General features: G+C 61.4%; 13 protein-coding genes and 1 tRNA gene. 7 read left to right on the plus strand and 7 right to left on the minus strand.

The features are described from left to right. Window positions 1-28 precede the first annotated feature (28 nt). From ACTJK9_RS08915 to ACTJK9_RS08930, 4 genes are all read right to left on the minus strand, one after another. Window positions 29-104 (minus strand) — tRNA-Phe (locus ACTJK9_RS08915). 104 nt (window positions 105-208) lie between these two features. Next, a complete protein-coding gene (locus tag ACTJK9_RS08920; protein ID WP_007952551.1) occupies window positions 209-481 on the minus strand; it encodes an oxidative damage protection protein in 273 nt (90 codons plus the stop codon). Next, entirely contained in the window at window positions 478-1,545 is a 1,068-nt protein-coding gene (gene mutY / locus ACTJK9_RS08925; protein WP_085611174.1) for an A/G-specific adenine glycosylase, read from the minus strand. The genes ACTJK9_RS08920 and mutY overlap by 4 nt, the downstream gene beginning before the upstream one ends. Continuing rightward, entirely contained in the window at window positions 1,542-3,764 is a 2,223-nt protein-coding gene (locus ACTJK9_RS08930; RefSeq protein WP_440813399.1) for an AsmA family protein, read from the minus strand. Before ACTJK9_RS08930 ends, mutY begins: the two co-directional genes overlap by 4 nt. 354 nt (window positions 3,765-4,118) lie before the next feature. On the opposite strand from ACTJK9_RS08930, the gene ACTJK9_RS08935 reads away from it, so the two are divergent. From ACTJK9_RS08935 to ACTJK9_RS08965, 7 genes are all read left to right on the plus strand, one after another. Next, window positions 4,119-5,783, plus strand: a complete 1,665-nt coding sequence (locus ACTJK9_RS08935) for an OFA family MFS transporter (RefSeq protein ID WP_039764668.1) — start codon at window positions 4,119-4,121, stop codon at window positions 5,781-5,783. Window positions 5,784-6,062: 279 nt separating this feature from the next. After that, a complete protein-coding gene (gene hisB, locus ACTJK9_RS08940; protein WP_039764670.1) occupies window positions 6,063-6,656 on the plus strand; it encodes an imidazoleglycerol-phosphate dehydratase HisB in 594 nt (197 codons plus the stop codon). Next, the gene (gene hisH, locus ACTJK9_RS08945) at window positions 6,656-7,294 is read left to right on the plus strand and encodes an imidazole glycerol phosphate synthase subunit HisH (RefSeq protein WP_440813401.1); all 639 of its coding nucleotides are present in this window, start codon (window positions 6,656-6,658) and stop codon (window positions 7,292-7,294) included. Before hisB ends, hisH begins: the two co-directional genes overlap by 1 nt. After that, a complete protein-coding gene (locus ACTJK9_RS08950) occupies window positions 7,295-7,555 on the plus strand; it encodes a DUF2164 domain-containing protein (protein WP_011332018.1) in 261 nt (86 codons plus the stop codon). It abuts the gene before it with no gap. Between the two features lie 42 nt (window positions 7,556-7,597). After that, on the plus strand, window positions 7,598-8,335 hold the full coding sequence (gene hisA, locus ACTJK9_RS08955; protein WP_440813403.1) for a 1-(5-phosphoribosyl)-5-[(5-phosphoribosylamino)methylideneamino]imidazole-4-carboxamide isomerase: 738 nt from the start codon (window positions 7,598-7,600) through the stop codon (window positions 8,333-8,335). Between the two features lie 9 nt (window positions 8,336-8,344). Further along, complete coding sequence (hisF, locus tag ACTJK9_RS08960; protein ID WP_007897430.1) at window positions 8,345-9,115, plus strand: imidazole glycerol phosphate synthase subunit HisF; 771 nt, start codon at window positions 8,345-8,347, stop codon at window positions 9,113-9,115. Between the two features lie 76 nt (window positions 9,116-9,191). After that, window positions 9,192-9,947, plus strand: coding sequence for a substrate-binding periplasmic protein (locus tag ACTJK9_RS08965; protein WP_440813405.1), 756 nt, complete (start codon window positions 9,192-9,194; stop codon window positions 9,945-9,947). Here the strand turns inward: ACTJK9_RS08965 and ACTJK9_RS08970 are convergent. The 3 genes from ACTJK9_RS08970 to ACTJK9_RS08980 all read right to left on the minus strand — a co-directional run bounded on the left by ACTJK9_RS08970 (window position 9,928) and on the right by ACTJK9_RS08980 (window position 13,516). Continuing rightward, entirely contained in the window at window positions 9,928-11,301 is a 1,374-nt protein-coding gene (locus tag ACTJK9_RS08970; RefSeq protein ID WP_440813407.1) for a Vps62-related protein, read from the minus strand. The genes ACTJK9_RS08965 and ACTJK9_RS08970 overlap by 20 nt on opposite strands. A 116-nt stretch (window positions 11,302-11,417) precedes the next feature. Continuing rightward, on the minus strand, window positions 11,418-12,194 hold the full coding sequence (locus tag ACTJK9_RS08975; protein WP_085647987.1) for a divergent polysaccharide deacetylase family protein: 777 nt from the start codon (window positions 12,192-12,194) through the stop codon (window positions 11,418-11,420). A gap of 2 nt (window positions 12,195-12,196) precedes the next feature. After that, the gene (locus ACTJK9_RS08980; protein WP_011332024.1) at window positions 12,197-13,516 is read right to left on the minus strand and encodes a S41 family peptidase; all 1,320 of its coding nucleotides are present in this window, start codon (window positions 13,514-13,516) and stop codon (window positions 12,197-12,199) included.

The following is a 13,516-nucleotide window of genomic DNA, read 5'->3' on the forward strand; positions in this document are numbered from 1 at the left end:
AATCTTGCGATTCAGGGTTTTCGGTATTTGGTGCCCAGAGACGGAATCGAACCGCCGACACGGGGATTTTCAATCCCCTGCTCTACCGACTGAGCTATCTGGGCAACGGGGCGCATTAAAAGGGTTTTTCGGATTTACGTCAAACACTTTTTTAAAATTTCTTAAATTAATTCCGTCGCTTACGATCCGCCCCCCGATTTCGCGGGGTTTACTCTGCGGGCGGAACGTAGCCTTCGGCCTGAGCGTATTCCTCGCCGGAGAAGTACTTGTCCATTTCGCCCTGAAGAAATTTGCGGTCTTCGGCGTTCATCATGTTCAGGCGTTTTTCGTTGATCAGCAGGGTCTGGTGTTTCTGCCAGTCAGCCCAGGCCTTGGCCGAGACGTGTTCGAAAATATCCTGGCCCTTGGCGCCCGGGTACGGTGGGCGCTCCAGACCTTCGAGTTGTTCTTTGTACTTGCGGCACATTACGGTGCGGGTCATGTCGACTCTCCTGCATTCAAGACGGCGGCCGCGCGTTCGAGCAAGGTCTTGACCGGGGCGGCGAGGCCCAGGCGCGGCGGGGTGGCGAGGTTATACCAGAGCCAGTCGGTCTCGGCCACGTGACCGCCGGCTTCCTGCACCTGAACCAGCCAGGGTTCGATGGACAGCTGGAAGTGGCTGAAGGTGTGGACAAGGCTCGGCAGTGCCTGCTGCTCGCCCAGTTCCAGCGAGTGTTGCGCGGCGAGGTGTTGCAGGTCGTCGAGGTCGTCGAGTTCCGGCAGGCTCCACAAACCGCCCCACAATCCGCTGGACGGGCGGCGATAAAGCAGAATCGCGCCGTCCTCGTTGGCCAGCAGCGGCATCAGCGTGCGTTTCTGCGGGATGGCCTTGCGCGGCTTGGGGATCGGGTAGCGCGTTTCCAGCCCCAGCATGTGCGCTTCACAGCCGTTTTTCAGCGGACACAGCAGGCAGCTCGGTTTGCTGCGGGTGCAGAGCGTGGCGCCCAGGTCCATCATCGCCTGGGTGTAGGCGTTGACCCGATCCTGCGGCGTGAAGCGCTCGGCGTTGGCCCACAGTTGCTTGGCGACCTTCGGCTCGCCGGGGTAACCCTCCTGCGCGGTAAAACGCGCCAGCACCCGTTTGACGTTGCCGTCGAGGATCGGCGCGCGCAGGCCCATGCTGATGCTGGCGATCGCGCCGGCGGTGGACAGGCCGATACCCGGCAGCTCGGTGAGTTTCTCGACATCCCGGGGAAACTCGCCGCCGTACTGGCCGACGACGATCTTCGCGGTCTTCTGCAGATTGCGCGCGCGGGTGTAGTAACCGAGCCCGGTCCACAGGTGCAGCACTTCGTCTTCCGGCGCTTCGGCCAGGGCTTCGACCGTCGGCAGGGCGGCCATGAAGCGGTCGAAGTAATTGAGCACGGTGCTGACCTGGGTCTGCTGCAACATGATCTCGGACACCCACACCCGGTACGGGTTGATGTTCTGTTGCCAGGGCAAATCATGGCGGCCGTGGCGGTCGAACCACTCCAGCACCGCCGTGGAAAACTGCTCCGCTCTCATCGCTTGAACAGCCCCTTCAATGCGTTTTTCAGTTCCGGGCTGACTTTGTCGCCCAGTTTCTCGTCAATTTTTTCGCTGATCTTGTCGCCGGCCAGTTTGCTCGCGACCTGGCCCATGCGTTCGTTGTCCACGCGGCAGGCCTTGGCACCCAGCTCCAGCGGGCCTCGGCAACGCAGCGGCCATTCGATGCCGACGAATTTGTCGCCGACCTGGCAGGCCGGATCCGGCATGGCGCTGGTATCGCCTTCGACGATGATGCCGACGCGGTAGTCCATGCCCAGCACCTTGAGGTCGATATCGCCATCACCGTTGACGCTCATGCCGGGGATGCGCACTTTCAGGTCCGGGTTGCTGGCCACCCCGTTGCGGAACGTGAGGTTGCCCTTGAGCTCCTGGAACGGTGTGTCCTTGCCGCGCGGTTCGCCGCTCAGGGATTTACGGTTGAGGGTGGCGATGCCTTTGCACAGTTGCTGCTCAAGGTTGGCGTTGAGCAGCACGCCGTTGTTGATCACGAAACTGGCGTTACCGTTGAGGGTTTCGATCAGCGCCTGCTGGCTGTTGCCGCTGCCGGTAACGGTGCTGGTGAGATTGACCAGACCTTTGACCGGAGGATTCTTGCCCTGGCTTTCGAGGATTTTCTCCACCGGCACCCGGTTGATCCGGGTTTGCAGGTTCAGCACCGGCGCCGTCTGGCGCACGTCCAGTGTGCCCTTGGCTTCGAAGTCGCCGTTGTACAGCTCGCCGCGCAGGTTCTCCAGGGTCAGCAGGCCGCCCTGGCCGGTGGCTTTCAGTGCGGCGTTCTGGATCGGTAACTTGTCGAGGGTCAGCTGGCCGAAGGTCAGGTCGGCGTTGACGTCGAGCTTGCTCAGGCGCTCAACAGGGAGCAGGCGCTCGGTGCTCCAGGCGCTTTTGCTCGGTTTTTCCGGCAGCGGGGTGCTGCCGGCCCCGGCCATCGCATCGGCTTCGGTGCTGGCGACTTCGGCCTGACGGACCTGGGTAGCGGTGTTGGCTTTTTCCGATTTCGGCGGCAGGTAGCGGTCGACGTTGAAGGTGTCGGCCTTGAGGACCGCCCGCAGCGATTGCTTGGCGAAATCTTCGACGGCGATGCGGCCGCTGAAGCTGCTGTCGTCGAGTTTCAGGTTGATGTTGTCCAGCGCCAGGCTGGTCGGCGTCGCGGCGACACGGCTGACCAGTTCAACCTTGCTCAGGCTGCCTTCGGCCATGGCTGGCAGGGTCTGGCCGATGCTGTCGACGAATTTCGCCAGATCGAACTGGGCAATGGAAATTCCGCCGCTGATCTGTGGCGTCTTGTCCAGGTCATTGGCCTTTAACTCGCCCAAGGCACGCAGCTGATTGACCGAAAGCTTGATGCCGGTCCATTCGGCGACGTTGGCGGCCTTGTCCAGCAGCAATTGCCCTTGGGCGGCGAAGGTCACGGTCTTGCCCTGCAACGGATCGCCGGCGACTTCGCCGGACAGCTTCAGGTCTTCGAACTTGTAGCGTTGCAGGGCGCGCTCGAAGCGCAGCTCGCCGTTGAGCTCGGTGCGCACCCGCAGCACTGGCTGGTTGGTGCCGAGGAACGCGGTGGCCTTGACCGGGATGTTGGTCGAATCGTGAACAGCGCCGGTGCTCAACTGGATGCTTTCGGCGCTGAATTGCTTGCCGGTCAGCTCGTCGTTGTATTCCACGCGGGCGTTGTTGACGGTCAGGCTGTCGATGTCGAGGCGAATCGGCTGGGCCGGTTTTTCCACCGGGGCCGGTGTTGCTGGAGAGGCTTCCCCGGCGGTCGCTGGTGGTGTGCTTCCGGCGGGAGCCGGCACCTTGCCGATGTCTTCCCAGTTGCCGTGACCATTCTTGTCACGGTTCAGGCGCAGGTTCAGGCCTTCGACGCGCACGTCGCTCATTTGCACCTCGCGGCGCAGCAGCGGCAGCACGCGCACGGACAGGCCGAGCATCTGCAGGTCGGCGAACGGTTCTGCAGGCTTGGCCAGGGTCGCGACGCTGGCCTCGTGCAGTTCCAGGCCGAGCCACGGGAACAGGCTCCAGCCGATATCGCCATTGAGCGTCAGCTCGATGTGAGCCTTGTCGCGGGCTATCTGGCGGATCTCGTCCTTGTAGTCGTTGGGATCAAACAGGTGGGTCAGGGCGAAGCCCGCCGCCACAATGATCAGCAACAGCCCGAGAAGTACCAGACCCAGGATTTTGCCGAACGCTTTCATGGGCGAGTCCTTGTAAGTAGTCGAATTCGTAATTTAGCCGGGGAGTATAGCGCTGCATCAACCCTCGCTGTCGCGGTGCCCCGTCAAGGCTGCTGAACCGCGATATACAGCGCTTCGACAACGATCGGCATCGGGGTTCCCGGGCGTCCTGAGATCAGATGACATGAAAAAGGTGATATCAGTTTGGTTTTTCTGTCACGTGCAAATGGTAACCTTCGCCCGTTCGTCCGCCCATCTGCGACTTAACGTCGCGCTTTCAAGGAGCTTCACCCGCAAAAAACGGTCATGCCTGCGTGCATAAAGGCCGGGGTGGGCAGTGGCTGGCGAACCATACTAATAATTGGGGGATACACAATGAGCACGACCATTACGGCGGACGGCTTCAAAGCCGATCAGCCCGGGTTCCTGTCCAAGGAACGCATCATCGCCAAGCCCGGTTTCAACCGTTGGCTGGTCCCGCCGGCCGCTCTGGCCATTCACCTGTGCATCGGCATGGCCTACGGCTTCTCGGTGTTCTGGTTGCCGCTGTCCAAGGCGCTGGGCGTCACTGCTCCGGTGGCTTGCGCACCGGACATGAGCTTCATCGCACAAGTCTTCTCGTCGCAATGCGACTGGCCGATCTCCATGCTCGGCTGGATCTACACCCTGTTCTTCATCTTCCTCGGCTGCTCGGCAGCGATCTGGGGCGGCTGGCTCGAACATGCAGGTCCTCGCAAGGCCGGTGTTGTATCGGCACTTTGCTGGTGCGGCGGTCTGCTGATTTCTGCGCTGGGTATCTATACCCACCAGATCTGGCTGATGTGGATCGGCTCCGGCGTGATCGGCGGTATCGGTCTGGGCCTGGGCTACATCTCGCCGGTGTCGACCCTGATCAAGTGGTTCCCGGACAAGCGCGGCATGGCGACCGGCATGGCGATCATGGGTTTTGGCGGTGGCGCGATGGTCGGTGCGCCACTGGCGACCGCTCTGATGAGTCACTTCGCTTCGCCAACCGGTGTCGGCGTGTGGCAGAGCTTCGTGGCCATGGCCGCGATCTACTTCGTGTTCATGATCGGTGGCGCGCTGGCGTACCGCGTACCGCCAACCGGCTGGAAGCCTGAAGGCTGGACCGCGCCGGCGAAGAAAGCGTCGAACGCGATGATCACCCACCGTCACGTTCACGTGAACGTGGCGTGGAAAACCCCGCAATTCCGTCTGGTGTGGCTGGTGCTGTGCCTGAACGTGTCCGCCGGTATCGGCATCCTCGGCATGGCTTCGCCACTGTTGCAGGAAGTGTTCGGCGGCAAGCTGCTGGGTAACGATCTGCCGTTCGGTCAGCTGGACGCCGGTCAACTGGCTTCCATCGCTGCAATTGCGGCCGGTTTCACCGGTCTGCTGAGCCTGTTCAACATCGGCGGTCGTTTCTTCTGGGCCTCGTTCTCGGACTACCTGGGCCGCAAGAACACTTACTTCGTGTTCTTCGCACTGGGTTTTGCGCTGTACGCGCTGATCCCGAACCTCGGTCACCTGGGCAACGTTGCGCTGTTCGTGGCGGCGTTCTGCATCATCCTGTCGATGTACGGCGGTGGTTTCGCCACCGTTCCGGCGTATCTGGCCGACCTGTTCGGTACGCAAATGGTCGGCGCGATCCACGGTCGTCTGCTGACGGCCTGGGCTGCCGCTGGCGTGCTGGGTCCGGTGCTGGTGAACTACCTGCGTGAGTATCAGCTGAGCATCGGCGTTGAACGCGCCGCCGCTTACGACATCACCCTGTACATCCTCGCCGGCCTGCTGGTGCTGGGTTTCCTGTGCAACCTGCTGGTACGCCCGGTGGCCGACAAGTACTTCATGACCGACGCCGAACTGGCGGCCGAACAGGCGCTGGGCCACGACAAGGGTGCTGACGGCAGCACCGTGCTGGAGTGGAAAGCCGCGCCGGGCAGCAAGCCGTTGGCGATCGCTGCGTGGCTGGTGGTGGGGATTCCGTTGGCGTGGGGTGTGTGGGTGACCCTGCAGAAGACGGCGGTTCTGTTCCACTAAGTAGCCAAGCGCTGGCCTGAAAATCTTCAGGTCAGCGCCAAATCCTGTGGGAGCGAGCCTGCTCGCGATAGCGGTCTGACAGTCGNATGTACGACCCTCATCGCGAGCAGGCTCGCTCCCACAGTTGTTTTGGGCTGTCCGAAATGGCTTGTATGGACATGTCTATCCCCGACAGCACGGGGTTCTATCCGTCAGTCATTCCACCTATCGTGTTTCTGTTTCTGCCCCGCGCCCCTATAATGGCTGCCTTTTTCGCCCAATGATTTTGCGGAGCTGGTGATGGCCGAACGTAAGGCGTCTGTCGAGCGCGACACTCTGGAAACCCAGATCAAAGCCTCGATCAACCTTGATGGCACCGGAAAGGCCCGATTCGATATCGGTGTTCCTTTTCTTGAGCACATGCTGGATCAGATCGCCCGTCACGGGTTGATCGACCTGGATATCCAATGCAAGGGCGATCTGCATATCGACGACCACCATACGGTGGAAGACGTCGGTATCACCCTCGGCCAGGCCTTCGCGCAAGCCATTGGCGACAAGAAAGGCATCCGTCGCTACGGCCACGCCTACGTGCCGCTTGATGAGGCGCTGTCGCGCGTGGTGATCGACTTCTCCGGCCGTCCGGGCCTGCAGATGCACGTGCCGTACACCCGCGCCACCGTTGGCGGCTTCGACGTCGACCTGTTCCAGGAATTCTTCCAGGGCTTCGTCAACCACGCGCTGGTCAGCCTGCACATCGACAACCTGCGCGGCACCAACACCCACCACCAGATCGAAACCGTGTTCAAGGCTTTCGGCCGCGCACTGCGCATGGCCGTCGAGCTGGACGAGCGCATGGCCGGCCAGATGCCTTCGACCAAAGGCGTCCTGTAATGCAGACGGTTGCAGTTATCGATTACGGCATGGGCAACCTGCACTCGGTGGCCAAGGCTCTCGAGCATGTCGGTGCCGGCAAGGTGCTGATCACCAGCGATGCGGCAGTGATCCGCGAAGCTGACCGTGTGGTATTCCCCGGTGTCGGTGCGATTCGCGATTGCATGGCGGAGATCCGTCGCCTCGGTTTCGATTCGCTGGTACGTGAGGTCAGCCAGGACCGTCCGTTCCTCGGCATCTGCGTCGGCATGCAAGCCTTGCTCGACTCCAGCGAAGAAAACGACGGCGTCGACTGCATCGGCCTGTTCCCGGGCGCGGTGAAGTTCTTCGGCAAAGACTTGCATGAAGACGGCGAGCACCTGAAAGTCCCGCACATGGGCTGGAACGAAGTGAAGCAGGCGGTGGATCATCCGCTGTGGCACAACATTCCGGACCTGGCGCGTTTCTACTTCGTGCACAGCTACTACATCGCCGCCGGCAACGCACGGCAGGTGGTCGGCAGCGGTCATTACGGCGTCGATTTCGCTGCGGCGCTGGCCGAAGGTTCGCGTTTCGCCGTGCAGTTCCACCCGGAGAAGAGCCATACCCATGGCCTGCAATTGCTGCAGAACTTCGCGGCGTGGGACGGTCGCTGGTAAATGGCCGTCAAGAAATCCAAGCCGCCGATCCTGACCCTCACTCCCGAGCAGGAGAGCGAGGCCAACCGCAAGATTCAGCGGTTCATGGAGGATCGTTTCGAACTGGACCTGGGTTCGTTCGAGGCGGCGGAAATTCTTGAGCTGTTTACCCGCGAAATTGCTCCGCACTATTACAACAGGGCGATTTTCGATGTGCAGACCCACCTCAAGGAGCGGTTTGAAAGCATCGAAAGCGACCTGTGGGCGCTCGAGAAAAACTGATTTCCGAGCCAAGCTGAACATTCAAATTTGAAGGTTTGCCAGATGCTGATTATTCCCGCTATCGATCTCAAAGACGGTGCCTGCGTACGTCTGCGCCAGGGCCGCATGGAAGATTCCACAGTGTTCTCCGATGACCCGGTGAGCATGGCTGCCAAGTGGGTGGAGGGCGGTTGCCGTCGTCTGCATCTGGTCGACCTGAACGGCGCTTTCGAAGGCCAGCCGGTCAACGGCGACGTGGTGACCGCGATCGCCAGGCGCTACCCGACCCTGCCGATCCAGATCGGCGGCGGCATCCGTTCGCTGGAAACCATCGAGCACTACGTCAAGGCGGGCGTCAGCTACGTGATCATCGGTACCAAAGCGGTGAAGGATCCGGCGTTCGTTGCTGAAGCCTGCCGTGCGTTCCCGGGCAAGATCATTGTCGGCCTCGATGCCAAAGACGGTTTTGTCGCCACCGATGGCTGGGCTGAAATCAGCACCGTGCAAGTCATCGACCTGGCCAGGCAGTTCGAAGCCGACGGCGTGTCCTCGATCGTTTATACCGACATCGCCAAAGACGGCATGATGCAGGGCTGCAACGTGCCGTTCACCGCTGCGCTGGCTGCTGCCACGAAGATCCCGGTGATCGCATCCGGCGGCATTCACAACCTGGGTGACATCAAGTCGCTGCTCGACGCCAAGGCACCGGGCATCATCGGTGCCATCACCGGCCGGGCGATCTACGAAGGCACTCTCGACGTCGCTGAAGCGCAAGCTTTCTGCGACTCGTACCAAGGCTGAGGACTGACCATGGCGCTGGCCAAACGCATCATCCCTTGCCTGGACGTGGACAACGGCCGGGTCGTCAAAGGTGTGAAGTTCGAAAACATCCGTGACGCCGGCGACCCGGTGGAAATCGCCCGTCGCTACGACGAGCAGGGTGCCGACGAGATTACCTTTCTCGACATCACCGCCAGCGTCGATGGCCGTGACACCACGCTGCACACCGTCGAGCGCATGGCCAGCCAGGTGTTCATCCCGCTGACCGTCGGCGGCGGCGTGCGGACCGTGCAGGATATCCGCAACCTGCTCAACGCCGGTGCGGACAAGGTGTCGATCAACACCGCTGCCGTGTTCAACCCGGAATTCGTCGGCGAAGCGGCGCAGCATTTCGGCTCGCAATGCATTGTCGTCGCCATCGACGCGAAGAAGGTCTCCGGCCCGGGCGAAACCCCGCGCTGGGAGATCTTCACCCACGGCGGCCGCAAGCCGACCGGCCTCGACGCGGTCGAGTGGGCGAAGAAAATGGAAGGCCTGGGTGCCGGTGAAATCCTCCTGACCAGCATGGACCAGGACGGTATGAAAAACGGTTTCGACCTCGGCGTGACTCGCGCCATCAGCGATGCGCTGGGGATTCCGGTGATCGCTTCCGGTGGCGTCGGCAATCTGCAGCATCTGGCTGATGGCATCCTCGAAGGCCACGCCAGCGCGGTGCTGGCGGCGAGTATTTTCCACTTCGGCGAATACACCGTTCAGGAAGCAAAGGCCTACATGGCTCACCGCGGTATCGTAATGCGTTAAACATCCATACAGGCCAGTGGACAGCATGGCGTACCCAAGGCACTCTTGGGCACGCCATGGATTTCGGTAGCCCGACATGATCAAACGCCTGCTTCTCGCCCTCGCCAGTGCCTCTGTGTTGTTGATCAACACCGGCCACGCCGAAGAAAGTCCCGACACCGATCTGGTGCTCCTCACCGAAAACTTCCCGCCGTACAACATGGCGAAGAACGGCAAGAATTTCGCCCAGGACGAAAATATCAACGGCATCGCCACGGACATCGTGCGCGAGATGTTCAAGCGTGCCGGCATCACTTACAGCCTGACCCTGCGCTTCCCTTGGGAGCGGGTCTACAAGCTGGCGCTGGAGAATCCCGGTTACGGCGCGTTCGTCATGGCGCGGCTGCCGGATCGCGAAAAACTCTTCAAGTGGGTCGGCCCGATCGGCCCGGACGACTGGGTCATGCTGGCCAAGGCCGACAGCAAGATCACCCTCGAAACCCTCAACGACGCGCGCAAATACAAGATTGGCGCCTATAAGGGCGATGCGATTGCCGAGACCCTGACCAAGCAGGGGTTGAAGCCGGCAGTGGTGCTGCGTGATCAGGACAACGCCAGAAAACTGGTCAGCGGCCAGATCGACCTGTGGGCCACCGGCGACCCGGCCGGGCGCTATCTGGCGCGGCAGGATGGCGTGACCGGGCTGAAAACCGTACTGCGCTTCAACAGCGCCGAGTTGTATCTGGCACTGAACAAGGACGTACCGGACGAAGCCGTTGCCAAGCTTCAAACCGCGCTCGATCAGATGCGCAAGGAAGGCGTGGTCGACGAAATCATGGGGCGCTATCTGTAGCAGTCGACGAGCCCGGCGACGATTGTGCAACAACGCCGGCGCCGCTCGTGATGGTTTCCGTCGACGGGTTTGCCGCCATGACAGGCATCGGGGTTGCTGTCTCGACGGCTTCTGGCGGGTATTCACTCATGACAAGACGGGTGTCATCGGTGTAACCAAGCGGGACGGTGACTTCAGTGCCATCCTCCCGGAACAGCTCGTATCGACTTTCCATCTGATACACCGCGACCGATTTGAGTTTCGCCGCCATGGCGATGATGACCCGAGGGCCCGATTCGCTCCACTCGCTGGAGGACGTTTCGGTGTGAGTGAAATCCCGCGGCAGGCACGCCGAAAACTTTGTTGCCCGGATATCACTGAGCATCGCAGCCGGCCAGGCCTTGGTGAATTCGACGGCGGTATGGCGATTGAATAACCGCATGGCCGCGGCATTTTGCGCCCTTGGCGCTTTCCATTTGATCGACTGAGCCTGTTCCGTGGCATTTCGGCCGTACCCGACCAACACATATTGGTCGGTTCTTTTCAGATCGTAGTAACGCGAATGGTGAAATCCATCATTGGGTTGAGTGTAATCCCTGACTGCGAACCATGGCAGGCGGGCAGTCTGCGTGACCTTCGCCACTGCGCTTTCGGGATTGATGTGTGCAGTCAGTACTGGAGCTTCTGCAGGTGCGCTCACTTGAACCGGAATCGGTATCCGTAATGCATACGCGAAAGGGCCGGTTGTCGGTTTGTTGCGGCTCGGGGCGCCAATGAAGGTACCGGGCGCAAAGCAGATTTCGCCCGCCGCGGCGGTCGGGGGATCAATGCTCCAGGCGCTGAAGTTCAGCGTTGCACCACTGCCTTTGTCATCCCAGAGCAGATCACCGAGGTCGGCAGCAACGACCAGATCGGCCCTGACGCAACGGATGGCGTTGAGTGAGGGTTTGCCGTGATCGCTGGAGCAGGTCATACCCAGGGCGACATAGCCTTGCGGCGCAATCGGGCGCCAGATTGAAGTGCGCGTGGCGGCTCCCGATCCGGATTCTTTCCAGACAAGTTCGAAGTCGGTGGGGCGGCTGAGTGCTTTGCCCCTGGTGTTACCGTCGTCTTGTAACGTTGCCTCGCAGACCACTGCGGCGACAATTTCGCCGTTGATGGAGGTGGTGTTGGGGATGAGGATGTCTCCCAGCGGAAAGTATCCCGGCAGAAGATCGGGGGCCGGCGCAGGGCGCCAGAAGGTGGCGGGCCTGGCCCGTGTGCCGTTGCTGTTCCAGATACGGTTGAATTCGCTGGTGAAGTTGATCAGCAGGTTGTCGAGCCTGATCGGCTCCATTGGCCTGTCTCGCAATGAAGCATTGTCGTTGGTAGTCATAGTCAATCCTGATAATTGAATGGCAACTCGAAAGAGTTGCGACCTGTGGCAGGTCTGACTATCCGGAAAGAGGGCAGGCGTCAGGCGGTAACTATTTATGGGCGTGTGTCGGTTTGTTACCGATAAATCCCGTCTTTGCCATGCGCGGCCGTGGCGCGATTGCTGCGCACACTGATCATCTGCTTGATGTCGATCCACTCGATGCCTTGGGCTTTCAGCTTCGGCAGTTCCCGCTCCAGCACTGCCAGCGTCTGTGGATAAGGGTGCCCGATCATCACGGCCGAACCCTGCTTGTGCGCCAGACTGATCGCTGTCTGCAATTGAGTCAGGATCGCCGCTTCTGTGCGCTCGTCATCGAGAAACACATCCCGCGAAACACTCGCCAGATCGATCTTTTGCGCTTGCTGCGCTGCCACAGTCTGCGCGCTGGTGCGGCTGTCGACGAAGAACTTGTGGCGGCGCTGCAACTCGCCCATCAACCACGCCATGGCCACCGGCTGTGCGGTCATGCGACTGCCCATGTGGTTGTTGATACCGGCGGTGTAGGGGACCATTTTGAACGCGGCATTCAGCCGTTTTTCGAGTTCTTCGATGGGCAGTTCGGGATGCCAGGCGAACGGGCCGGTGGCCGGGTCCATCGGCATGTGCAGGATCACGACCTTGCCGGCGCGATGGGCTTCGCGGGCGAATTCGGTGGCGTGCGGGGTGTCGGGCATGATCGCTGTGGTGACCGGGCCGGGCAGGGCCAGCACGCGGCGATCCCGGGGCAGGTTCTGCCCCAGGTCGTCGATGATCAGCGTCAGGTAGGCTTTTTGAGGTGTGGGTCTGGCAGGTTCTGCGTAAGCAGCACCCGCCAGACAGCACAGCAGGACAAAGAGGAAACGCAAAGACATCCTCAACGGCCGGACGTGATGCTCAGGCCTTTGAGCAGGCTCAGGGCCTGGGCCAACTGGTAATCGTCATCCTGCGGCATCGCCTTGGCCTTGCCGCCGGAGCCGGTCGGTTTGTCCGCGCCGCCGTTGCCGTTGCCCAGATGACCTTGCAGGTCGGCTTCCTTGAAGTAGTCGCTGTCCGCCTCGTTGGTGATCTTGGCGCGGCGCACTTCGATGTCCGGGACGATGCCCTGGGCCTGGATCGAGCGGCCGTTCGGCGTGAAGTACAGCGCCGTGGTGATCTTCAGCGCGCGGTCGTTGTTCAGCGGCAGCACGGTCTGCACCGAGCCCTTGCCGAAACTGGTGGTACCCATGACCACGGCGCGTTTCTGATCCTGCAGGGCGCCGGCGACGATTTCCGAAGCCGAGGCACTGCCACCGTTGATCAGCACGACCATCGGCACCGCTTCGCTTTCGTCCTTGCCGGTGGCGGAGAAGCGCAGTTCGGAGTTGGCGATCCGGCCTTTGGTGTAGACGATCAGGCCTTTGGTGATGAAGTGATCGACCACTTCCACCGCCGCTTGCAGCACACCACCCGGGTTGTTGCGCAGGTCGAGGATGATGCCGTTGAGCTTCTTGCCGTTGTCCTTGCGCAGCTTGGCCAGGGCCTTGGAGACCTCCTCGCCGGTCTTGACCTGGAACTGGGTGATGCGGATCAGGCCATAGCCGGATTCGAGCAGCTGTGCCTTGACGCTCTTCACCTGAATCACCGCGCGGGCGAGGGTCACGTCGAACGGCGTGCCGCCGTCGCGTACCAGGGTCAGGGTGATCTTCTGGCCGATCTTGCCGCGCATCTTGTCCACGGCTTCGGTCATGGTCTGGCCGCGGGTCGGCGCCCCGTTGATCTTGACGATGAAGTCGCCGGCCTGGATGCCGGCCTTCGACGCCGGGGTGTCGTCGATTGGCGACACGACCTTGATGAAGCCGTCTTCGGCGCCGACTTCGATGCCCAGACCACCGAACTCACCGCTAGTGCTTTCCTGCAACTCGGCGAAGTCTTCAGGGCCGAGGTAGGCGGAGTGCGGATCGAGGTTGCTGAGCATGCCCTTGATCGCGTTTTCCAGCAGGGTCTTGTCGTCCACCGGCTCGACATAGGCGGCCTTGATCCGGTCCATGACCTCGGCAAAGGTGCGCAGCTCTTCCAGCGGCAACGGCGCCTTGGAAGTCGCGGCAGTACCTGCCGGAGCGACGGCCGGAGCCGGTTGAGCGGCAAACGCCAGAGGCGCGCCGATCACCAGGGCGATCGTCAGGGCCAGCGAGGTAAGGCGGGACAAATGCAGCAT

The organism is Pseudomonas sp. 22082 (genome assembly GCF_052046055.1).
GTDB classification, from domain to species: Bacteria; Pseudomonadota; Gammaproteobacteria; order Pseudomonadales; family Pseudomonadaceae; genus Aquipseudomonas; species Aquipseudomonas pharyngis.